Source organism: Mesoterricola silvestris (assembly GCF_030295405.1).
Taxonomy (GTDB): domain Bacteria; phylum Acidobacteriota; class Holophagae; order Holophagales; family Holophagaceae; genus Mesoterricola; species Mesoterricola silvestris.
On record NZ_AP027080.1, the window covers coordinates 2,670,198 to 2,689,416 of the forward strand.

At 69.8% G+C, this 19,219-nt stretch carries 17 protein-coding genes and 1 tRNA gene; 16 read left to right on the forward strand and 2 right to left on the reverse strand.

What is annotated here, in order from left to right; genetic code table 11:
* Nucleotides 1-26: 26 nt before the first annotated feature.
* From R2J76_RS11625 to R2J76_RS11685, 13 genes are all read left to right on the forward strand, one after another.
* Nucleotides 27-977, forward strand: a complete 951-nt coding sequence (locus tag R2J76_RS11625; protein WP_316411758.1) for an energy-coupling factor ABC transporter permease — start codon at nt 27-29, stop codon at nt 975-977.
* Nucleotides 974-1,780: a cobalt ECF transporter T component CbiQ gene (cbiQ, locus tag R2J76_RS11630; RefSeq protein WP_316411759.1), complete on the forward strand. Its 807-nt coding sequence runs from the start codon at nt 974-976 to the stop codon at nt 1,778-1,780. The genes R2J76_RS11625 and cbiQ overlap by 4 nt, the downstream gene beginning before the upstream one ends.
* Nucleotides 1,777-2,529 (forward strand): energy-coupling factor ABC transporter ATP-binding protein, encoded by a 753-nt coding sequence (locus tag R2J76_RS11635; RefSeq protein ID WP_316411760.1) that lies wholly within the window; start codon nt 1,777-1,779, stop codon nt 2,527-2,529. Before cbiQ ends, R2J76_RS11635 begins: the two co-directional genes overlap by 4 nt.
* Nucleotides 2,530-2,601: 72 nt before the next feature.
* Nucleotides 2,602-3,666 carry a hypothetical protein gene (locus tag R2J76_RS11640; RefSeq protein WP_316411761.1) on the forward strand — a complete coding sequence of 355 codons (1,065 nt, stop codon included), beginning with the start codon at nt 2,602-2,604 and terminating at the stop codon, nt 3,664-3,666.
* Between the two features lie 2 nt (nt 3,667-3,668).
* Nucleotides 3,669-5,894, forward strand: coding sequence for a molybdopterin oxidoreductase family protein (locus R2J76_RS11645; RefSeq protein WP_316411762.1), 2,226 nt, complete (start codon nt 3,669-3,671; stop codon nt 5,892-5,894).
* Complete coding sequence (locus R2J76_RS11650) at nt 5,894-6,475, forward strand: 4Fe-4S dicluster domain-containing protein (RefSeq protein ID WP_316411763.1); 582 nt, start codon at nt 5,894-5,896, stop codon at nt 6,473-6,475. The genes R2J76_RS11645 and R2J76_RS11650 overlap by 1 nt, the downstream gene beginning before the upstream one ends.
* On the forward strand, nt 6,475-6,978 hold the full coding sequence (locus R2J76_RS11655) for a QcrA and Rieske domain-containing protein (RefSeq protein WP_316411764.1): 504 nt from the start codon (nt 6,475-6,477) through the stop codon (nt 6,976-6,978). Before R2J76_RS11650 ends, R2J76_RS11655 begins: the two co-directional genes overlap by 1 nt.
* Nucleotides 6,975-7,181 (forward strand): DUF6755 family protein, encoded by a 207-nt coding sequence (locus R2J76_RS11660; protein ID WP_316411765.1) that lies wholly within the window; start codon nt 6,975-6,977, stop codon nt 7,179-7,181. The genes R2J76_RS11655 and R2J76_RS11660 overlap by 4 nt, the downstream gene beginning before the upstream one ends.
* Before the next feature lie 36 nt (nt 7,182-7,217).
* Nucleotides 7,218-8,711, forward strand: a complete 1,494-nt coding sequence (locus tag R2J76_RS11665) for an MFS transporter (RefSeq protein WP_316411766.1) — start codon at nt 7,218-7,220, stop codon at nt 8,709-8,711.
* 71 nt (nt 8,712-8,782) lie between these two features.
* Complete coding sequence (coaE, locus tag R2J76_RS11670; protein WP_316411767.1) at nt 8,783-10,888, forward strand: dephospho-CoA kinase; 2,106 nt, start codon at nt 8,783-8,785, stop codon at nt 10,886-10,888.
* A gap of 8 nt (nt 10,889-10,896) precedes the next feature.
* Entirely contained in the window at nt 10,897-11,418 is a 522-nt protein-coding gene (locus R2J76_RS11675) for a macro domain-containing protein (RefSeq protein WP_316411768.1), read from the forward strand.
* Complete coding sequence (locus R2J76_RS11680) at nt 11,418-12,800, forward strand: TldD/PmbA family protein (RefSeq protein WP_316411769.1); 1,383 nt, start codon at nt 11,418-11,420, stop codon at nt 12,798-12,800. Before R2J76_RS11675 ends, R2J76_RS11680 begins: the two co-directional genes overlap by 1 nt.
* A 32-nt stretch (nt 12,801-12,832) precedes the next feature.
* The gene (locus R2J76_RS11685) at nt 12,833-14,536 is read left to right on the forward strand and encodes a phospho-sugar mutase (RefSeq protein WP_316411770.1); all 1,704 of its coding nucleotides are present in this window, start codon (nt 12,833-12,835) and stop codon (nt 14,534-14,536) included.
* Between the two features lie 263 nt (nt 14,537-14,799).
* Here the strand turns inward: R2J76_RS11685 and R2J76_RS11690 are convergent, their stop codons facing one another.
* Together R2J76_RS11690 and R2J76_RS11695 are read right to left on the reverse strand one after the other, a co-directional pair.
* Entirely contained in the window at nt 14,800-15,369 is a 570-nt protein-coding gene (locus R2J76_RS11690) for a DivIVA domain-containing protein (RefSeq protein ID WP_316411771.1), read from the reverse strand.
* An 8-nt stretch (nt 15,370-15,377) separates the two neighbouring features.
* Complete coding sequence (locus R2J76_RS11695) at nt 15,378-15,632, reverse strand: YggT family protein (protein WP_316411772.1); 255 nt, start codon at nt 15,630-15,632, stop codon at nt 15,378-15,380.
* An 89-nt stretch (nt 15,633-15,721) separates the two neighbouring features.
* On the opposite strand from R2J76_RS11695, the gene bshA reads away from it, so the two are divergent.
* The 3 genes from bshA (at nt 15,722) to R2J76_RS11710 (ending at nt 19,172) form a co-directional block, all read left to right on the forward strand.
* A complete protein-coding gene (gene bshA, locus R2J76_RS11700) occupies nt 15,722-16,867 on the forward strand; it encodes an N-acetyl-alpha-D-glucosaminyl L-malate synthase BshA (RefSeq protein WP_316411773.1) in 1,146 nt (381 codons plus the stop codon).
* Nucleotides 16,868-16,879: 12 nt separating this feature from the next.
* A tRNA-Met gene (locus R2J76_RS11705) sits at nt 16,880-16,956 on the forward strand.
* A gap of 233 nt (nt 16,957-17,189) precedes the next feature.
* Entirely contained in the window at nt 17,190-19,172 is a 1,983-nt protein-coding gene (locus tag R2J76_RS11710) for an ATP-binding protein (RefSeq protein ID WP_316411774.1), read from the forward strand.
* Nucleotides 19,173-19,219: the final 47 nt, after the last annotated feature.

A 19,219-nucleotide genomic window follows, 5' to 3' on the forward strand; every position in this document is an offset into this window, starting at 1 on the left:
TCGCCGCCGGGTCGCTGGGAGTCCCGATGCACATGTCCGATGCCCTCGTCTCCCCCCTGGTGGGCGCGGCGTTCTGGGCGGTTTCGGGCACGGCCCTCTACGGGAGCGGAAAAGGGGCGGCCCGGGAAGCGGCGTCGGGGTCGGTGCCCCTCACCGGCGTGCTGGGCGCGTTCATCTTCACGGTCCAGATGATCAATTTCGCAATCCCGGGAACCGGTTCCAGCGGGCATCTGGGCGGCGGCCTCCTGCTGGCCATCCTCCTGGGCCCCCAGGCGGCCTTCCTCACCCTGGCCTCGGTGCTCCTGGTGCAGGCCCTCTTCTTCGCGGACGGGGGGCTGCTGGCCCTGGGCTGCAACCTCTTCAACATGGGCTTCATCCCGGCCTTCATCACCTTCCCCCTGATCTACCGCCCGCTGGCGGCCCGGGCCCGCACGGCCGGCATCCTCCTGGCGGCCGTGGCGGCCCTGGGCCTGGGGGCGGGGGCGGTGGCCCTGGAAACGCGCCTCTCCGGCATCTCGGCCCTGCCCTTCCGCACCTTCCTGGCGGCCCTGGTGCCCATCCACCTGGTCATCGGCCTGGTGGAGGGGGTGGCCACCGTGGCCCTGGTGCGCTTCCTGGCCAGCGCCCGGCCGGAGCTGGCGGAGGGCGGCCCCCGGGGGGGCTGGAAGGCGCCCGCCCTGGTGGCGGTCCTGGCCCTGGTGACGGGCGGGGGCCTCACCTGGGTCGCCTCCCGCAACCCCGACGGCCTGGAGTGGGCCATCCTCCGGGTGGCGGGACGGGAACCCGCCCCCGCCGGGGACCCCCTGCACCGCGCCTCCGCCCGGGCCGCCGAGGCGGCCCCCCTCCCCGACTACGCCCCGAAGGGCCAGGCGGGCCGGGCCGCGACCTCCCGGGCGGGCCTCCTGGGAGGCGCCGCCACCCTCGCCCTGGTGGCCCTGGCCGCCCTGGGCCTGCGGGCCCTGAGGAAAACCCCGTGAGCGCCCTGGCCTCCCTCATCCCCTTCGGCACCCTGGACGAACTCGCCGCCGCCGATTCCCCCGTGCACCGCCTGGACCCCCGGGCCAAGCTCCTGGCCACGGCCCTCTTCATCGTCGCCGTGGCCTCCTTCGGGCGGTACGAGGTGGCCGCCCTGGCGCCCTTCGCCCTCTATCCCGCGGCCCTCATGGCCCTGGGGGGCATCCCGGCCGGCTTCATCCTGTCCCGGATGCTGGCGGCCCTGCCCTTCGTGCTTTTGCTGGCGGCCCTGAACCCGGTGCTGGACCGCGCCCCGCTCCTGACCCTGGGCCCCGTGGCCATCTCCGGGGGCTGGGTGTCCTTCGCCTCGATCCTGATGCGCTTCGCCCTCACGGTGGGCGCGGCCCTGGTGCTGGTGGCCACCACCAGCATGGACGGCGTGTGCCTGGGCCTGGAGCGCCTGGGGGCGCCCCGGGCCTTCGCGCAGCAGGTGGCCTTCCTCCACCGCTACGCCTTCGTGCTGGGCGCCGAGGCCCTGCGCATCCACCGCGCCCGGACCCTGCGGGCCTTCGGCGGGAAGCTCACCCCCGGGGAATTCGCCACCCTGGCCGGGAACCTCCTGCTGCGGGCCTGGGACCGCGCCCGGCGCATCCACGTGGCCATGCTCACCCGGGGCTTCACCGGGCGGTTCCCGGAACCCCGGCCCCTGGCCTGGGGCACCCGGGACCTCCTGTTCACCGTCCTGTGCGCCGCGGCCTTCGCGGCCCTGCGGGTCTGGAACCTGCCGCGGATCCTGGGCGGCCTGCTGGCGGGAGGCGCCCCATGACCCACCCCATCATCGAGGCCGTGGACCTGCACTTCAGCTACCCCGACGGCACCCGGGCTCTGCGCGGCGTCTCCTTCACGGTCCAGCCCGGGGAAGCCCTGGCCCTGGTGGGGGCCAACGGCGCGGGGAAGTCCACCCTCCTCCAGCACCTCGTCGGCGCCGCCTTCCCCTCCCGGGGCGCCCTGCACGTGGGCGGCCTCCCCGTGGACTCCGGGCACCTGCCGGCCCTGCGCAAGCGCGTGGGCATGGTCTTCCCCGATCCCGACGACCAGCTCTTCATGCCCACCGTGGCCCAGGACGTGGCCTTCGGGCCCCGGAACCTGGGCCTGGCCCCCGGGGACGTGGAGGCCCGGGTGCGCGCGGCCCTGGAGACCGTCGATGCCCTGGCCCTGGCCGGAAAGCCCCCCTACCGCCTGTCCTCGGGCGAGAAGCGCCGGGTGGCCATCGCCACGGCCCTGGCCCTGGAACCCGAGATCCTCGTCATGGACGAGCCCACCTCGGGCCTGGATCCCCGCAGCCGGCGCCACCTGGCGGAGCTGCTGAAGGCCTTCGGCCACACCATGGTCATCGCCACCCACGACCTGGACCTGGTCCTCGACCTCTGCCCGCGCACCCTCGTGATCCACGAGGGGGTCCTCGCGGCCGACGGCCCCACCCGGGACATCTTCCGGAACGAGGGGCTCCTGGCCACCTGCCACCTGGAAAAGCCCCTTTCCATGCAGGGCTGCCCCTTTTGCGGCCCGTCTTGATCTGCGTCAAGGCCGGCCCCCCCGAACCGTCTCATGCTTGGGCGACCGGATCCCCGGACACCCGAGGTGGAGATGCTCGCCCTGTTGGAGTTGGAACTTCGGCCCCTGGCGCGGGCGACCCTGGCCACCCTGGCCCTGGCCGGGCTCATCGCCCTGGGCAACGGGGGCGGCCGCTGGCTTGACCCGGCCCTTCTGGGCTACCTCATCGCGTGCCTTTTCGCCTGTTTCGGGGTGGCCTACCGGTACTTCACCTGGCTGGAACGGCCCGCCACCGCCATGTACTGGCGCTGGACCCTGCGCACCCTCCTGACGCCCCGGGTGCTGGTGAGGCTGCCCCTGATCCTCCTGGACCAGCTCATCCTGCAGCGCTTCATCGGCAAGCGCTCCATCAAGCGGTGGGGGGCCCACGCCTGCCTGGCCTGGGGATGCCTGCTGGCCTTCGCCGTCACCTTCCCCCTGGTCTTCGGGTGGGTGCGCTTCACCAGCGACGGCCCCGACGCCGGCCGCTACCAGGCCTGGGTCCTGGGCCTGCCCGCGGGGAGCTTCCCCCTGGGCGGCTTCGCGGCCTTCGCCGCCTTCCACGTCCTGGACCTGGCCGCGGTGATGGTCATCGCGGGCTGCGTCCTGGCCTTTGTGCGCCGCAGCCGGGACGAGGGCGACACCGCCACCCAGCGCTTCGACCTGGACATCCTGCCGCTCCTGCTGCTCATCGCCATCTCCGCCACCGGGCTGCTGCTCACCGCCTCGGAGACCTGGCTCCAGGGCCGCAATTTCGGGACCCTGGCCTACCTCCACGAGATGACCGTCATCCTCATGCTCCTGAGCCTGCCCTTCGGCAAGCTCTTCCACATCGTCCAGCGCCCCGCCCAGGCCGGCGTGAAGCTCTACAAGGCCGAAGGCGACGCCCGGGGCCTCCTGCCCTGCAAGGCCTGCGCCGCGCCCTTCCTGCGGCCCAACCAGCGGCGCGATCTGCGGGTGCTGTGGAAGGAACTGGGCCTGGAGGCCGGCGCCGGCCACCTGGACCTGTGCCCCCGGTGCAGGCGGCGCCTGCTCATGAAGGCCCAGAGCCTGCGCCTGGGCGGCGCCTTCGATCCCTTCGCGGACACCCCCGTGCCCGTGGAACCCCTGGAGAGCTGACCATGGCCCACCTCCCCACCGACGCCGCCGCCCTCCGCTCCCGCTTCGGGCCCCACCTCAATTCGGCCCCTCCCGGCGGCTGGGACGCGGATCCGGTCCCCGAGCGCACCGTGGAGACCCACTGCTGCTTCTGCGGCCAGCAGTGCGGCATCAAGCTCAAGGTCGCCGGCAACCAGGTGGTGGGCTTCGACCCCTGGGAGGCCTTCCCCTTCAACAAGGGCAAGCTCTGCCCCAAGGGCGTCAAGCGCTACCTCCAGGGGGGCCACCCGGACCGGCTCCTGCACGCCATGAAGCGCACCGCCTCGGGCTTCGAGCCCATGGGCTGGGAGGAGGCCATGGAGCGCACCGTGGCCGAGATCACCCGCATCCAGGACCGGTACGGCAAGGACGCCTTCGCCATGCTCAGCGGCGTGAGCCTCACGAACGAGAAGAGCTACCTGGCGGGCAAGTTCGCGCGCCTGGCCCTGGGCACCCGGAACCTGGACTACAACGGCCGCCTTTGCATGGTGAGCGCCGGCGCCGGCAACAAGAAGGCCTTCGGCGTGGACCGCGCGGCCAATTCCTGGGAGGACATCCCCCTGGCCGACGTCATCTGGGTGACCGGGGCCAACGTGGCCGAATGCGCCCCCATCACCACCGACTACATCTGGCGGGCCCGGGACCGCGGGGCCAAGCTCATCGTGGTGGACCCCCGCATCACCCCCCTGGCCCGCACCGCCGACCTGGCCCTGCCCCTGCGGCCCGGCACCGATTCCGCCCTCACCAACGGCATCCTCCACCTCCTGGACCAGTGGAACCTGGTGGACCGGGACTTCGTCCGGGACCACACCAACGGCTTCGACGAGGCCCTGGAGGCGGCCCGCGCCTGCACTCCCCAGTGGACCAGCGCCGTCACGGGCCTGCCCGTGGCCGCCATCGAGAAGGCCGCGCGCATGTGGGGCGAGGCCTCCACCAGCTTCCTCCTCCACGCCCGGGGCATCGAGCACCAGTCCAAGGGGGTGGAGAACGTCAATTCCTGCATCAACATGGTCCTGGCCACGGGGCGCATCGGCCGGCCCGGGTGCGGCTACGCCACCATCACGGGCCAGGGCAACGGCCAGGGCGGCCGCGAGCACGGCCACAAGTGCGACCAGCTCCCCGGCAACCGCGACATCGAGAACCCCGAGCACCGCGCCCACATCTGCGGGGTGTGGGGCTGCACCGACGAGGAGCTGCCGGGAAAGGGCCTCAGCGCCCAGGAGATCATGAACGCGATCCACGAGGGGGACATCAAGGGCCTCCTGTGCCTGTGCTTCAACCCCCTGGTGAGCCTGCCCGACTCCACCTTCACGCGCGAGGCGCTGGAGAAGCTGGAGTTCTTCGTGTCGCTGGATTTCTTCCTGTCCGAGACCGCCCAGCACGCCGACATCATCTTTCCTTCCGCCCTCCACGAGGAGGACGACGGCACCTCCACCAGCGCCGAGGGCCGGGTGATCCGCATCCGCAAGGCCGTGGAGCCTCCGGGGGAGGCCCGCACGGACTGGGAGATCCTGGTGGAACTGGCGAGGCGGCTGGGGCGGGGGCGGTTCTTCGACCACTTCACCTCCCCCGGGGCCATCTTCCAGGAGCTGCGCCGGGCCTCCTCGGGGGGCACCGCCGACTACGGCGGCATCACCTACGAAAAGATCGAGAAGCAGATGGGCGTCTTCTGGCCCTGCCCCACCGAGGACCACCCCGGCACCCCGCGGCTCTTCGAAGGGGGGAAATTCTTCCACCCCGACGGCCGCGCCCGGTTCATCCCCACCCCCTGGCGGCCCCCCATGGAGGAGGTGGACGCGGACTACCCCGTGTGGCTCACCTCGGGCCGGGTGGTCTTCCACTACCTTTCGGGCACCCAGACCCGGCGCATCGGCTTCCTGGTGGAGCAGTGCCCCCACCCCTACGTGGAGATCCACCCGCGCCTGGCGGCGAACCTGGGCATTCGGGAGGGGGACGCCACGGCGGTGGCCACCCGCCGGGGCGAACTGGTCCTGCCCGCCAAGCTCGTCACCACCATCCGCCCGGACACCGTCTTCATCCCCTACCACTGGCCCGGGAACCTGGGCGCCAACCGCCTCACGGCCCGGCACCTGGACCCCGTGAGCCGGATCCCGGAATTCAAGGTGAGCGCCTGCCGCGTCACGCGCACCACCCCGGACCGCTTCCCCCCCGAGCTCCTGGAGCTCATGGCCCTGGGAAGGGGGGAGTGATGGTCAGCGAGGAATTCGGCTTCTTCATCGATCCCCAGCGCTGCATCGGCTGCCGGTCCTGCGTGGCGGCCTGCGCGGAGTGCGGCACCCACCGGGGCCACTCCATGATCCACCTGGACGAACTGGACCGCCTGGCCTCCACCCAGACCGGCCCCACGGTGTGCATGCACTGCGAGGACCCCATCTGCGCCATGTCCTGCCCCGCCGACGCCATCAAGCGCACCGAGGACGGGGTGGTGCACGCCAGCCAGAAGCCCCGGTGCGTGGCCTGCCAGAACTGCGAGCTGAGCTGCCCCTTCGGGGTGCCCATCGTGCTTCCCGGGCTGGAGCAGATGCTCAAATGCGACCTGTGCTACGACCGCAGCTCCATCGGCCTCAAGCCCATGTGCGCCACGGTCTGCCCCAGCCAGGCCCTGCTCTTCGCGCCCCGGCACGAGGTGGCCGCCATGCGCGGTTCCAGACCCCTGCGGGAGTTCGTCATCGGCGGGCTGCGCATCCGAACCCGCAACGCGATCATGGTGCCGGACCCGGAGGTTCCCCTGAACCTGGACGCCTCGATCCTCATGGAAGGAGGCCTCTGATGCCCGGCTGGAAATCCCTATTCCCCGTGGACCTGGCCGAGGAGGGCAGGCTCTCCCGGCGCGAGTTCGCGCGGTTCCTGGCCCTGGTGAGCGCGGGCTTCACCGGCGGCATCGGGTACCTGGCACTGCGGAAGAAGCCCCTGGACGGCGCCCCCGCGGATTCCACGATGGAGGTCAAGGTCTGCCGCGCCGGGGACGTGGCCCCCGGCAACAGCTTCCTGTTCACCTACCGGGACCCCCAGGACCGCTGCATCCTGGTGCGCACCCCCGGGGACCAGTGGCGCGCCTACCGCCAGACCTGCACCCACCTGGGCTGCGCGGTGCGGTGGGACGGCAGGGGCCTGGAGTGCCCCTGCCACAACGGCCGCTTCGAGGTGGAGCAGGGCTTCCCCACGGCGGGCCCCCCCACGCGGCCCCTGTCGCGGCTCCGGGTGGAGGAGCGGGACGGGGACATCTGGGTGGTGGGCGACCTGCCCAAGCCCGGGGAAGGGAGCCCGGCATGAACCGCTCCGTCTTCACCGGCGCCGCCCTGGCCGTGGTGCTCCTGGTGGTGCTCATCCAGGCCTACCTCTTCGAGACCGTCCTGGGGGCGGTCCTGGACGGGTCCAGGGGGATGCTCCCGGGGGCCTTCCTCGTCTCCCTCGCCCTGACCGCCGTGGCCCTGGTGCTGGCCTTCAAGGCCAAGGACCTGGACAACCGCAACTGACCTTCTCCCCGCGCCGGGAAGAGCATAGGAGAACGAATGCCGAAAATCGCATCCTGGGATCCGGAGGATCCCGTCGCCTGGGAGGCCGGGAACCGGTCCGTGGCCTGGCGGAATCTCGCGGTCTCCATCCCGGCCCTGCTCGTGGCCTTCTCGGTGTGGATGTTCTGGTCCATCCTCGCGGTGCGCATGAGGGACGCGGGGTTCCCGTTCTCGCCCGCGCAACTCTTCACGCTCATCAGCATCGCGGGGCTCTCGGGGGCCACCCTGCGGATTCCCAGCGCCTTCCTGGTGCCCCTGGCGGGGGGGAGGAACACGGTCGCCGTGACCACGGGGCTGCTGGTGGTGCCGGCCCTGGGGGCGGGGCTGGCGCTGAGGGACGTGCATACGCCGTTTTCCACCTTCGCCGTCCTGGCGACGCTCTCGGGCATCGGCGGGGGGAACTTCGCCTCCAGCATGGCCAACGTGCCGGGGTTCTTCCCGAAGCGGCTGGCGGGGACGGCCCTGGGGCTCAACGGAGGGCTGGGGAACCTGGGGGTCAGCGTCATGCAGCTGGTGATCCCGTCCATCATCGGCGTGGGCCTGTTCGGGGCCCTGGGGGGGAGGCCTCCCCTCTACCTGGCCAACGGGGCCCTGGTGTGGGTGCCGGTGCTGGTGCTCCTCACGGGGGCCGCGTGGGCGTTCATGGACAACCTGCCGGGGCAGGACGCCGAGCCCCTGGGGCCGGCCCTCCTCCGGATCCTGGGGCTGCACGCGCTGGGGCTGGCGGTGTCGGCGGCGGGGGTGTGGCTGCTGCTGGCCTTCAGGCTGGGCCTGGGGGCCCAAGTGGGGGTGCTGCTGGGGACCATCCTGGCCTCCCTGGGGCTGCTCAAGCTCATCCCGGGGCGGGTGCGGGAGCGGCTCAGGACCCAGTTCGCGCTGTTCCGCAAGCCGGACACCTGGGGGCTGACGGTGCTGTACCTGGGCACCTTCGGCAGCTTCATCGGTTTCAGCGGGGCCCTGCCCCTCCTCATCAACGTGGTCTTCGGCCGGCTCCCGAACGGCCTGGTGAACGCCCACGCGCCCCGGGCCATGGCCTACGCCTGGCTGGGGCCCCTGGTGGGCAGCCTCTTCCGGCCCGTGGGCGGTTGGCTGGCCGACAAATGGAAGGGCAGCCACGTGGCCCAGCTCTCCTTCGTGCTCATGGCCCTGGGGGCCCTGGGCGTGGCGCGCTGCGTGGTGCTGGCCCAGGGGGCCCCCGCCCCCGAGGCCTTCTTCCCGCCCTTCCTGGGCCTCTTCCTCCTGCTCTTCGTGGCCACGGGCCTGGGCAACGGGGCCGTGTTCCAGATGGCGCCCCACGTCACCGAACCCGGCATGGCCGCGCCCACCGTGGGCTGGATCTCGGCCATCGCCGCCTACGGCAGCTTCCTGGTGCCGGCGATCTTCCGGATCCAGGTGGACGCGGGCGCGCCCCAGCGCGCCCTGCACCTGTTCACGGCCTTCTACGCCGGGTGCGTCCTGCTCAACGCCTGGAGATACGCACGGCGGCGCTAAAAATGGGCATAATGGCAGGCACCCCCAGGGCGTAGGCCGCCCGGGGCGCCCGAAATGCCCGGAGCACGACCATGACAACCTTGAACAAGCGCCTGGTGGAGGCCCCCTACCCCGTCGTGGGTCTCACGGGGGGCATCGCCGCCGGCAAGACCTATGCATCCAAGCGCCTGAAAGTCCTGGGCTGGGAGATCATCAACGCCGACCAGGTGGCCCGCGAGGTGGTGGAGCCCGGCACCCCGGGCCTGGCCGCCCTGGTGCAGGCCTTCGGCGCGGGCATCCTGGGCGAGGCCGGCACCCTGGACCGGGAGAAGATGGCCGGACTGGTGTTCTCCGATCCCGCCAACCGGGAGCGGGTGGAGGCCATCCTCCACCCCCTCATCGAGACCCGGCTTTCGGACAAGCTGCGCGCGCTGCCCGCCGACGTCAAGGGCGTGGTGCTGGACGCGGCCCTGTGGGTGGAGCGGGGGCAGGCCCACATCTTCGACGCCCTGTGGGTGGTGGACGCCCCGGAGGAGATCCGCCTCAAGCGCCTCATGGAGCGCGACGGCCTGGACACGGCCCGGGCCATGGACCGCATCTACGCCCAGAGCGCCGGGGCCGAGAAGCTCCTGCACGCCGACCAGGTCTTCCACAACGACGGCCGCGACCTGGACGAGTCCCTGCACCGGGCCGAGGAGAACCTCCTGGCCCACTGGAAGACCGCCCGCAGCCGCAAGTGGCGCCCGCCCATGGCGGCCCCCTTCGACCCCGCCCAGCTGCGCGCCGTCCTGGAGGCCCTGCTGGGCCGGGGCGGCGACTACGGGGAGATCTTCGTGGAGCACCGCCGCGCCTGCGGCCTGGGCATGGACGACGGGCGCATGGAGGACGTGGCCGCGGGCGAGACCTTCGGCGTGGGCCTGCGGCTCATGGACGGGGAGACCACCCGGTTCGCCGACCTCATCGCCCCCACCGCCGAGGAGCTGCTGGACGCGGCCCACACCCTGGCCGCCCCCGGCGCCGGGGTGGCCGCGGAGATCCCCGAGCTGGTCCCCCAGCTCCTGCCCAAGCCCAGCCCCATCGAGCGGGAACCCACCGCGGTGCCCCTGCCCGAGAAGGTCGACCTGGTGCGCCGGGCCGAGTACATCGCCCGCCGGCGCGCGGAGGCCCTGCGTCCCGGCGCCCTGCGCCAGGTGGCCGTGGGCTACGGGGACAGCACCCAGAGCGTGTGGATCGCCTCCGCCGAGCGCGTGGACGGGGCCTGGAGCGCCACCCTCACCGAGGACCGCCGCATCCAGAGCGTCCTGCGCGTCAACGTCACCGCCGGGGCCGGGGACCTGCTCCAGACCGGGTACCAGGCCCTGGGCCAGACCCGGGGCTTCGAGCTGTTCCACTCCCAGGAGGTGGAGCGCACGGTGCACGAGGCGGTGCGCCTGGCCATCCAGGCCCTGGACGCCCAGCCCGCCCCCGCCGGCACCTTCCCCGTGATCCTCTCCTCCTCCGCGGGGGGCACCATGATCCACGAGGCCTGCGGCCACGGACTGGAGGCCGACCTGGCCCTGGCCGGGGTGAGCGCCTTCTCCGGCAAGCTGGGCCAGAAGGTGGCCGCCGACTCCGTCACGATCATCGACGACGGCACCCTGCCCCACAAGCGCGGGTCCTCGGCCTGCGACGACGAGGGCCGCGCCGCCCAGCGGGTGGTGCTCATCGAGAACGGCGTGCTCAAGTCCTACCTCCAGTCCCGCAAGACCGCCCGCAGGATGGGCGTGGAGCCCACGGGCAACGGCCGCCGGGAGAACTACCGCCACATCCCCATCCCCCGCATGCGCAACACCTTCCTGGCCCCGGGCCAGGAGGACCCCCAGGCCATCCTCAAGGACCTGGACCGGGGGCTCCTGGTCAAGCACATGGGCGGAGGCCAGGTGGACACGGTCACGGGCAACTTCGTCTTCCAGGTCACCGAAGGGTACTGGGTGGAAGGCGGCGTCGTGCGCCACCCCGTGCGCAACGCCACCCTCACGGGCTGCGGGCCCACGGTGCTCAAGGAGATCACCCGCATCGGGCGGGACCTGGACCACTTCGACATCGGCACCTGCGGCAAGGACGGCCAGGGCGTTCCCGTCTCGGACGCCCTGCCCACCATCCTCTGCCCCGCCCTGGTGGTGGGCGGCACCGCCGAACCCTTTCCCAGCGTCATCTAGGAGCGTCCATGGTTTCGCGTCTGAAGCTCCAGCTGGGCGACATCACGGCCATGGACACCGAGGCGGTGGTGAACTCCACTGACGAGACCCTGGCGGCGGGGGGCCCCGTGCACGTGGCCATCCACCGCGCCGCGGGCCCCGGCCTGGAGGCCGAATGCCAGGGGGTGGGCGACTGCCCCCCGGGCGAGGCCCGCCTGACCGGGGGCCACAACCTGGCCTCCCCCTACGTCATCCACACCGTCGCCCCCACCTGGCAGGACGGCGGCGGCGCCGAGACCGAGATCCTGGCCTCCTGCTACGTGAGCGCCCTCACCCTGGCCAAGGCCCACGGCATCCGGTCCGTGGCCTTCCCCAGCATCGGCTCCGGCATCCAGCCCCAGATCCCCCTGGAGGTGGCCGCCCCGGTGGCCGTGAAGGCGATCCTGGGCTTCCTGGACGCCAACGAGCTCCCCGCCCAGGTCTTCATGGTCTGCTTCAACGCCCAGACCTACCAGGCCCACCAGAAAGCCCTCAAAGAGGCCCTACCCTGATGACCGATCCCGCCCTGTTCCAGTCCTACATTTCCGATTCCCTCGAGGAGCGGCTCCAGGCCGGCATCCGCTCCGCCCTGGCCCTGGGGGCCGAAGGGGCCGAGGCCTTCGTGAGCGTCTCCCGCTCCCGGCGCGCCAAGGTGCAGAACGGCGCCCTGGAGGACCTCACCACCAGCAAGCGCGGAGGCCTGGGCGTGCGCGTCCTGCGCCCCGGCGCCAAGGGCGTGCGCACCGGCATCGCCACCACCACCGACCTGGGCCGCGCCGATTTCACCGACCTGTTCGCCCAGGCCTGGGAGCTTTCGGCCCTGGGGGACGAGGACCCCTGGATCCGCCAGGCCTCCCCCTCCGGCGTGGACGACCTGCCCCCGCGCCACGATCCCCGGGGCGCCGCGCTCACCCCCGAGGAGCGCATCCGCCGGGCCCTGGAACTGGAAGCCCAGGCCCGCAGGGCCTCGTCCAAGGTGGTGGCGGTGCGGGACGCGTCCTGGGCCGACGGCGACGGGGCCACCCTGCTCCTGACCCAGCGCGGGGTGCGGGCCTACGACCTGGGCTCCTCCTGCTCCGCGGCCATCGAACTGGCCGTGGAGGAGGGCGGGGACCGCCAGGCCTCCTGGCACTGGGACATGGGCCGCCACCCCGGCGCCCTGGACCTGGCCGCCATCGGCGCCGAGGCCGCCCGCAAGGGGGAGCGCAAGCTCAACCCCGCCCAGATGGACGCGGGCCGCTTCAACGTGGTGCTCCACCCCGAGGTGACCGTGGACATCCTGGGCATCGTGGCTGGGATGCTCTCGGCCGAGGCCGTGCTCAAGGGCCGGAGCCTCTTCGCGGGCCGGCTGGGCGAAGCCATCGCCTCCCCCCTGCTCACCCTGGTGGACGACGGCCGGCTCCCGGCTGGCCTGGGTTCCGAGCCCTGGGACGGGGAGGGCCTGCCCACCCGGCGCAACGTCCTCATCGAGAAGGGCGTCCTGGGCACCTACCTCCACACCCTCAAGACCGCCGCCGAAATGGGCGTGGCCCCCACCGGCACCGCCGGCCGCGGCACGGGCAGCAACCCCGGCGTCTCCACCTTCAACCTCTTCCCGGAAAAGGGCGACACCGCGCCTTCGCAGCTGTACCGCATGGCCGGGGACGGCGTCCTGATCACCGAGCTCATGGGCCTCCACACCGTGGACCCCGTCTCCGGCGACCTGAGCGTGGGCGCCTCGGGCATCCGCATCCGCGGTGGGGAGCTGGCCGAGAGCGTGGACCGCATGACCTTCGCGGGCAACCTGCGGGATTTCCTCACCCGCATCGCCGCGGTGGGCGACGATCTCCACTGGTACGGCAGCAGCGCGGGCGTCTCCCTCCTCCTGTCGGACATGAGCCTTGGCGGGGCATGATAAGGTAGTCGGTGCCTAATTCAGAGGATCCGATGTCCATAGCCGCAGCCCGTCAATACCTAGCCTTTCCCCACCTCGAACCCGAACTCCGGGCCGAACTGGAACCCCTGGTCCAGGCCGCCGAAAAGGGCGACGCCGGGGCCCTGGTGGAAGTCAACGACCGCTTCTTCGAACCGCTCGCCTTCGGCACCGGCGGCCTGCGGGGCATCATGGCCGCAGGCCTGCGCCGCATGAACAAGCCCAACGTCCGCCGCACCACCCTGGCCCTGGCCCAGGTGGCCAAGGCCCGGGCCCCCCAGGCCCGCACGGCCCTGGTCGGCTTCGACACCCGCCTGCAGTCCGACGTCTTCGCGCGGGAAGCCGCGCGGGTGCTGGCCGCCGCCGGCTACCAGGTGTACCTGGGCAGCCGCCCCCTGCCCACGCCCTTCCTCTGCTACGCCATGCGCAAGCTGGGAACCGCCTGCGGCATCATCATCACCGCTTCGCACAACCCCAAGGAATACAACGGCTACAAAGCCTATGACGACAAGGGCGCCCAGGTGGTGAGCCCCTGGGACACCGACGTGGAAGCCGCCATGGCCTCCTTCCCCCTGGTGCCCGAGCCGCCCCCGGCCGAGGGCGACGCCCGCATCGTGCCCATCCCCGCCGAGCTGGAGGAGGGCTACCTGGCCCTGGGCCTGGAGCTCATGACCCGCCCCGCCGGGTTCAAGCCCGCCAAGGTCCTCTACACCCCCTTCCACGGCACCGGCATCGCCTTCGTGCCCGAGCTCTTCAAGCGCGCCGGCCTCCCCCTGGAGATCTGCGCGAGCCAGGCCGTGCAGGACGGCACCTTCCCCACCGCCCCCCGGCCCAACCCCGAGGAGATCGCCGCCTACAAGGCCCCCCTGGCCGACGCCGCCAAGGCCGGGGCCGACGTGATCCTCGCCAACGACCCCGACGCGGACCGCATCGGCCTCGTGGCCCCCCGCAACGGCGCCTGGGAGCTCATGAGCGGCAACGACCTGGCCGCCCTCACCCTGGATCACCTCTGCACCCAGAAGCGCCTCAAGGGCGTCCTGGTGACCACCGTGGTCACCTCCGACCTCCTGGCCGAAGTGGGCCGCCGCCACGGCCTGGAAGTCATGTGGACCCTCACCGGCTTCAAGAACATCGCCCTGTGCATGGATATCCTCGGGAAGAACGGCGAGACCTACGCCTACAGCGCCGAGGAATCCTTCGGCATGCAGCTGAGCGACCAGATGCGCGACAAGGACGGCGTCCTCGCCGCCCTGGTGGTGGCCGAGATGGTGGGCCACTACAAGGCCCAGGGCATGGGCCCCTACGAGGCCGTGGAGGCCCTCAAGGCCCGCATCGGCACCTTCCACAACCGCCTGGTGAACCTGGAGGATCCCCGCCCCGGAGGGGCCGTGCGCTTCGCCGAGGCCATGACCCGCATCCGCGCCGCCGGCCTCACCGCCTTCGCGGGCGAAAAGGTGGTCTCCTGGGAGGACTTCCAGTCCGGCGAATGGCACGGCGCCGGCAAGGTGGAGCCCATCCTGGACCGCCCCACGAACCCCGCCAAGGCCCGGCGCATGGACCCCTCCAACGTCCTGAAGTTCCGCCTGGAATCCGGCGCCTTCGCCGCCTTCCGCCCCAGCGGCACGGAGCCCAAGCTGAAGGTGTACCTCCAGAGCCGCACCGACGCGGCCCTGCTGGACCGCATGGAGACCGAGGCCAGGGCCCTGCTGGGACTCTGATCGGAGAAGCGAAGCTCCCGGCCGCGTCGTCGTGCGTGTCCCGGACCTTCGCCCCGGTTCGTCGCTGCGGGCCAGGCCCGCAGCGACGGACAGCTCTCACCTGGTCCTTGGGCCTGTGCTTCCACCCATTGGCCCCGACCCATTTCTGCCGGCGCCCACGCCGAAGCCGAAGGGATGGTCATGTCGTCCCCGGATCCCAACGTGGCGACACACCCTCGCAAGGTTCTGCCGGGGATGCACGGGGACGGACGGGGATGGAAAGGTTAGGCGCCGTCCGCGCCGAAGCCGGTCTTGGCAGGACGGGGCGGAGGCTGGGCGGCGAGCTGGTCGATCTTCGCGGCGTCCTTCTCCTCGAGCCTGCGGGTGGCCTCGGCCGGGGGGAAGATCTCCGGGGCCTCCTCCTGGAGGAAGCGCCGGGTGCGGGCCAGGAGGGAATCCATGTCCTGGAGGAACCGCACCCGCTCCAGCTTCAGGCCCCGCAGGGCCGCGTCCATCTCCTGGGACTTGGTCATGGCGTCCCGCAGCAGCTCGTCGGCCTTGAAATCGGCCTCCCGCAGGATGAGGGCCTTCTCCCGGTTCACCGCGTCCAGGATCTCCTCCTTGGTGCGCTGGGCGTTGAGCAGCGTCTCCCGGAAGATCCGGTCCTGGTCCTGGTACTGCTTCAGGTGCTCCCGCAGGTCCAGGATCTCGGTGCGCAGGCGGGAGTTCTCCATCTGGAGCTCCTCCCATTCCCCGGCCACCTCCAGCAGGAAGGCCCGCACTTCCCCTTCCTCCAGGCCCCGGAACCCCTTCTCGAATTCCCGGCGTTGGATGTCCAAGGGCGTGAATTTCATGGGCGCTCCTAGGAGAGGACGCTCTTCTGCAGGAGGGCCTGCAGGGCGTAGAGGATCAGGATGGCCACCATGGGGCTGAAGTCCATGCCCATGGAAGTGGGCAGCAGGGTCCGGATGGGGTGGAGGAGGGGATCCACGATGCCGTGGAGCAGGCGCACGATCGGATTCCTGGGGTCCGGCTGGAACCAGGAAAGGATGCTCGTGATGATGATGAGCATCGAGAGCAGGAAGATGAGCTTGTCGGCCACGATGACGAGGAGCATGGGCAGGGGGACCTTTCCTTGCCATGATAATCGGAACCGGTTCCGGCGTCCCCTTGGACAATTGGGGAGAACTGCAGTACAACCGTCAGATGCGAATCGGAATCTCCTGCTATTCGACGTTCGGCGGTTCTGGCGTGGTGGCCACGGAGGTGGGCAAGGCCCTTGCCGCCCGGGGCCATGAGGTGCACCTCCTCAGCCCCACGGTGCCCCCCCGGCTCCTGGGCTTCGAGGACCGGATCATGTTCCACGAGGTGACGGCCAGCACCTACCCCCTCTTCGAGGCGGCGCCCTATTCCATCGCCCTGGCCTCCAAGATGGCCGACGTGGCCGAGCACCACGACCTGCAGATCATGCACGCCCACTACGCCATCCCCCACGCCTCGGCGGCGCTCCTGGCCCGCATGGCCCTGGGGGGCCGGCTCAAGGTGGTCACCACCCTCCACGGCACCGACATCACCGTCGTGGGTTCGGACCCCAGCTACCTGTCCATGGTGAAGCTGGCCATCCGGGAAAGCGACGCCGTCACGTCCGTGTCCGAGTACCTGCGGGACGAGACCTACCGCACCTTCAAGGTGGACCGCCCCATCGACGTCATCCCCAACTTCGTCACCGCCCCCTCCGACCCCAACGCCGGGTGCCGCAAGTGGCTGTGCCCCGCCGGCACCTCCATCCTCACCCACATCTCCAATTTCCGCCCCGTCAAGCGGGTCATGGACGTCATGAGGACCTTCGAGCGGGTGCAGCGCGAGCACCCCGCCTTCCTCGTCATGGTGGGCGACGGCCCCGACCGGGCCGAGGCCGAGGCCTACGCCCGGGACCAGGGCTTCGCCGACCGCGTGCGCTTCACCGGCAAGCAACTGGACATCGACACCGTCCTCGCTTGTTCGGACGTCTTCCTGCTCCCCAGCGGCACCGAAAGCTTCGGCCTGGCCGCCCTGGAAGCCATGGCCCACCGCGTCCCCGTCATCGCCAGCCGCGTGGGCGGCCTCCCCGAGGTGGTCCGCCACGGCGTGGACGGCTACCTGGAGCCCCTGGGCGACGTGGACGCCATGGCCGAGGACGCCCTCACCCTCCTGCGCGACCCCGCCCTCCGCAAGCGCATGGGCCTCTCCGCCCAGACCCGCGCCCTGGAGACCTTCGAGGAGAAGCCCATCGTGGACCAGTACGAGGAGGTCTACGAACGGGTCCTGGCCGTCCCGAAATCCATCGTGGATTTTGGCGCGCGGACACGCTAGACTAGCTCCTTCGGCTGGGTAGCTCAGGTGGTTAGAGCGAGGGTCTCATAATCCCTAGGTCCGCGGTTCGAGTCCGCGCCCAGCCACCACACGTAAGAAAGCCCTGACACCACTAGGTTTCGGGGCCTTTTTCTGTCCGGTTTCGTTCAACACTTAGGTGCGCCAGTTTTCGGCGAATTCCCCCAAGCGTAGGGTCTGAGCGTAGGGTTTTTCAGGGAGTGGCTTTTATAGCCGGTCCAAGGGGATGGATGGGCAAAGGGCCCGACCGTCCAAGCGTAAATCCGCTATCCTGAAGCACGTCCCCGCACAACCAGGAGTGGCCATGACGATGCATAGCCTCCACGTGGAGGTCCAGGACGAAGCCCTTGGCAAGTTCATGGGAGCCACCCCCCTTAATGCCCTCGCGGAGCTCATCTGGAACGCCGTGGATGCGGATGCGTCCACCGTGCGTGTCCAGTTCGAGGAGGCCGACGGGTCCGGCAGGATCAGCCGCATTCTCATCACGGACGATGGGGAAGGCATCAATGAGCAGGATCTTCAGACCGGATTCGTCAAGCTTGGGAAGTCATGGAAAAGGCTCGCCACCACCACCCGCGGGAAAGCCCGGATGCTGCATGGGGAATCCGGGCAAGGACGGTACCAATCATTTGCCCTTGGGCACCTGGTTGAATGGCGGACCAAGTTCAGGGCCATCGATGGGAAGCTGCTGAAATACAGCATCTTCGGAAAAAGGAATTCGCCGCGGGATTTCAGCTACACCGACTTCGAACCGGCTTCCGGCAAGACCGGGACGACGCTCATCATCGATCAGATCCACTCGACCGTCAGGGGGCTCAAGAAGGATGAGGCCATCGAGAAGCTCCATAAGATTTTCGCCCTGTACCTCAGACAGTACCCTGGGGATCCGACCATCGAGGTGAATGGCCACAAATTGGATCCCTCCAAGGTAATTCTTGGTGCCTACACCTATGACCTGCTCGTGGATGACGGCAAAGGAAACGCCACCTCGGTTCACCTGGATGTCGTGGAATGGGCATTCAAAACGGAAAGGGAGATATTCCTTTGCAACGAGAAGGGCTTCACCCTGCACAACCACCCCACAGGGCTTCGCGGTGCAGGAGCAAATGTCACCGTCTATGTCCGTTCTCCGTGGCTGCAGGAATTGGACCGGCTGAGACAGATTGAGTTGTATAGGTCGCATGAACTTGGTGTGGCCCTGGAAGCCGCCGTCGTAGCCAAACTACAGGAGCACCTTGAAGAGAAGTGCAAGACCGAGGACGCGGCCTTGCTTGAGCGGCTCAAGAAGGACAAGGTCTATCCCTATTCGGCCCCGCCCCAATCTGTGGGCGAGGCGCTGGAAAGACGCGTGTTCGACGAATGCGCGGTCCGCGTCCACCGCGCCTTACCCGATTTCGAAAGCAACTCCAGCAAGAGCAGGAAGCTTTCTTACAGGCTCATCAAGGAGGCGCTCAACAGCAATCCAGACGCCTTGACGACAATTCTTCGCGAGGTGCTCGGGCTCACGAAGGAACAGCAGGAAGAGTTTGCGGAACTCCTCAGCAGGACCCAGTTGTCGGCCATCATCAGCGCATCCAAGACGATCACCGACCGCCTCCATTTCCTGGACGGGCTGGACTGCATCCTGTTCGAAAAGAGGAGCCGGAAGGGCCTAAAGGAACGGTCCCAGCTCCACAAGCTCATCGAGCGAAACACTTGGATTTTCGGGGAATCCTATTCCCTTTCGGTTTCGGACCAGCATCTGAACAGGGTCCTGGACAAACACATCCAGATGCTGGGCAGGAACCAAAGGAACCCTGACCCGGTGTTGACGGCCGATGGGAAGAGCCCCGGAATCATTGACCTCATGGTTTCCGGCTATATCCATCACCAGGAGGACGAACTCGAGCACCTCATCATCGAACTCAAGCGACCAAAGGTCGCGATCGACAGAAAGGTCATGGAGCAGGTCGACAGGTATGCCCAAGCTGTCGCCGGGGACGAGCGATTCCACCAAGCCAAGGTCCGATGGCGCTTCCTGGCCATTTCCAACGAAATGACGGAGGACATTCGTCGTAAAGCCAAGCAGAAAGATAGGCCAAGGGGCCTGGTGGAAAACTATGACGACCTCAACGTGCAGATCTGGGCCAAGACCTGGGCCGAAATCATCGAAGAATGCCGAAGCAGAATGAGGTTCTACCAGAGCAAACTAGAATTCAAACCGGACCGGGAAAGCGCCCTGGCCTTCTTGAAAAGCCTCAGCCCGGAATACCTGCCTGCCCACCTGAGGGGGGAGGAATCGGCCTGACCCGGCCGACTTTGAGCCCGGGACCATGCACTGATCCACAGGTCGCC

Coding starts and splice junctions, on each gene's coding strand:
- R2J76_RS11625 (WP_316411758.1), top strand. CDS start 27: ATGCACATGTCCGATGCCCTCGTCTCCCCCCTGGTGGGCGCGGCGTTC.
- R2J76_RS11635 (WP_316411760.1), top strand. CDS start 1,777: ATGACCCACCCCATCATCGAGGCCGTGGACCTGCACTTCAGCTACCCC.
- R2J76_RS11640 (WP_316411761.1), top strand. CDS start 2,602: ATGCTCGCCCTGTTGGAGTTGGAACTTCGGCCCCTGGCGCGGGCGACC.
- R2J76_RS11645 (WP_316411762.1), top strand. CDS start 3,669: ATGGCCCACCTCCCCACCGACGCCGCCGCCCTCCGCTCCCGCTTCGGG.
- R2J76_RS11650 (WP_316411763.1), top strand. CDS start 5,894: ATGGTCAGCGAGGAATTCGGCTTCTTCATCGATCCCCAGCGCTGCATC.
- R2J76_RS11655 (WP_316411764.1), top strand. CDS start 6,475: ATGCCCGGCTGGAAATCCCTATTCCCCGTGGACCTGGCCGAGGAGGGC.
- R2J76_RS11660 (WP_316411765.1), top strand. CDS start 6,975: ATGAACCGCTCCGTCTTCACCGGCGCCGCCCTGGCCGTGGTGCTCCTG.
- R2J76_RS11665 (WP_316411766.1), top strand. CDS start 7,218: ATGCCGAAAATCGCATCCTGGGATCCGGAGGATCCCGTCGCCTGGGAG.
- coaE (WP_316411767.1), top strand. CDS start 8,783: ATGACAACCTTGAACAAGCGCCTGGTGGAGGCCCCCTACCCCGTCGTG.
- R2J76_RS11675 (WP_316411768.1), top strand. CDS start 10,897: ATGGTTTCGCGTCTGAAGCTCCAGCTGGGCGACATCACGGCCATGGAC.
- R2J76_RS11680 (WP_316411769.1), top strand. CDS start 11,418: ATGACCGATCCCGCCCTGTTCCAGTCCTACATTTCCGATTCCCTCGAG.
- R2J76_RS11685 (WP_316411770.1), top strand. CDS start 12,833: ATGTCCATAGCCGCAGCCCGTCAATACCTAGCCTTTCCCCACCTCGAA.
- R2J76_RS11690 (WP_316411771.1), bottom strand. CDS start 15,369: ATGAAATTCACGCCCTTGGACATCCAACGCCGGGAATTCGAGAAGGGG.
- R2J76_RS11695 (WP_316411772.1), bottom strand. CDS start 15,632: ATGCTCCTCGTCATCGTGGCCGACAAGCTCATCTTCCTGCTCTCGATG.
- bshA (WP_316411773.1), top strand. CDS start 15,722: ATGCGAATCGGAATCTCCTGCTATTCGACGTTCGGCGGTTCTGGCGTG.
- R2J76_RS11710 (WP_316411774.1), top strand. CDS start 17,190: ATGACGATGCATAGCCTCCACGTGGAGGTCCAGGACGAAGCCCTTGGC.